The sequence below is a fragment of the Oceanipulchritudo coccoides genome, from assembly GCF_010500615.1.
GTDB classification, from domain to species: domain Bacteria; phylum Verrucomicrobiota; class Verrucomicrobiia; order Opitutales; family Oceanipulchritudinaceae; genus Oceanipulchritudo; species Oceanipulchritudo coccoides.
Genome location: NZ_JAAGNX010000005.1, coordinates 1 through 1,694 on the forward strand (window position 1 = coordinate 1; position 1,694 = coordinate 1,694).

1 protein-coding gene and 1 pseudogene are annotated in these 1,694 nt (G+C 51.8%); both read left to right on the plus strand.

What is annotated here, in order from left to right:
- Positions 1-853 (plus strand): annotated as a pseudogene (locus G0Q06_RS14165) (N-6 DNA methylase); the annotation flags it as partial.
- A gap of 73 nt (positions 854-926) precedes the next feature.
- Positions 927-1,678 (plus strand): IS5 family transposase gene (locus G0Q06_RS14170; RefSeq protein WP_343203194.1). Its coding sequence is split into 2 segments (ribosomal slippage): positions 927-1,260 and positions 1,260-1,678, totalling 753 coding nucleotides; the frame shifts between segments, so codons are not numbered across the junction.
- The last annotated feature ends 16 nt before the right edge of the window (positions 1,679-1,694 follow it).

Sequence of the window (1,694 nt, forward strand, 5' to 3'; positions counted from 1 at the left end):
TTTGATGCAAGGCTTCGGCAAGTTAACCGGACGCAATGACCCGTTTCTTCATTTCTATGAGACGTTCCTAGCAGCTTACGATCCTAAGAAACGCAAGGCCCGAGGCGTTTGGTACACACCAGAGCCGGTCGTCAACTTTATTGTGCGAGCGGTAGATGAAGTCCTTCAAACTGAGTTTGGCCTTCCGCTCGGATTAGCAGATACGTCGAAGGTGACAGTGGACTGGGACACTGGTCAAACCGACAAAAAGGGTAAGCCGATCACCATCAAGAAAGACGTGCATCGAGTACAGGTTCTCGATCCTGCGACTGGCACAGGGACTTTCTTGGCAGAGGTTATCAAGCAGATTGCACCACGTATCCAAGGCATAGCACCGGGACAGTGGAACGGCTATGTCGAACAGGAACTTATCCCACGTCTGCACGGCTTCGAGTTGCTGATGGCATCCTACGCAATGTGCCATATGAAGTTGGATATGATGCTCGCTGAGATGGGTTATACACCGACCAAAACACCGCCTCGGTTGTCTGTATACTTGACCAATTCTTTGGAAGAAGGCGAGCCAGCCAACCAGTCACTTCCGTTTGCTCAATGGTTGTCAAACGAGGTCAAAGAAGCCAATACGATAAAGCGCGATATGCCAATAATGTGCGTCATTGGCAATCCACCGTATTCAGGTATCTCTCAAAACATGGGCGTGTGGATAAGCGGTCTGATCGAAGACTACAAGTATGTTGACGGAGAGCATTTTGGCGAACGAAAACATTCGCTGCACGATGATTATGTTAAGTTTATTAGAATGTCAGAAAACTTGATTGCGCAGAATGGCGAGGGGATTTTGGGTTTTATAACTAGGGGTTGTTGACGTTCAGGATTCCCAAATCACCTGACTTCTGATTCAAGGTTGCAAACAGAGGAGAGCAGCCTTGACGCGAAGAGTCCTAACCAATGCGCAGTGGGCAATTATCGAACCGTACTGCCTCGGCAAAACCACCGATCCAGGGCAAACTGGGCGTGACCCCCGGCTGTTCGTGGAGGCAGTTCTTTGGATTGTGCGCACCGGGGCGCAATGGCGAGAGTTGCCGGGGGAATTCGGCAAATGGAACAGCGTATTCAAGCGGTTCCGCAGGTGGGTCAAAGCGGATACTTTCTACCATATGTTCAAAGCACTAGCCTCAGACGCCGACCTGGAATACGCCATGGTCGACGGAACTATCGTCAAGGTCCACCGCTCGGGTCAGGGCGCAAAAGGGGGACTCTATGCCAGGCCATTGGTCGCTCGCGCGGGGGTATAACGACGAAGATACTGGCTCTGACTGACGCGCTCGGTAATCTCGTCGATTTTTGTCTGATGCCCGGGCAAGCCCACGATCTGCACGAGACAGATACGCTAATCCGCGGTCTGTCCGCCGGGCATCTGCTGGCAGACAGGGCCTTCGACGCGGATTGGCTGCGCAATGACCTGAAGGATCGCGGCATCATCCCTGTCATACCGCCGAAATCCAACCGGAAGTTTCCGGCGGAGTTCGACAAGGAATCCTATAAATGGCGGCACCTGATCGAAAACTACTTCGGCAAATTGAAGGAAAACAGAGGGATAGCCATGCGTTCCTGCAAGTCAGACCAGAGCTTCAAAGCTTTCATCTCAATCGCGGCAACCATCATTCACACAAGATGAACGTCAACAGCCCCTA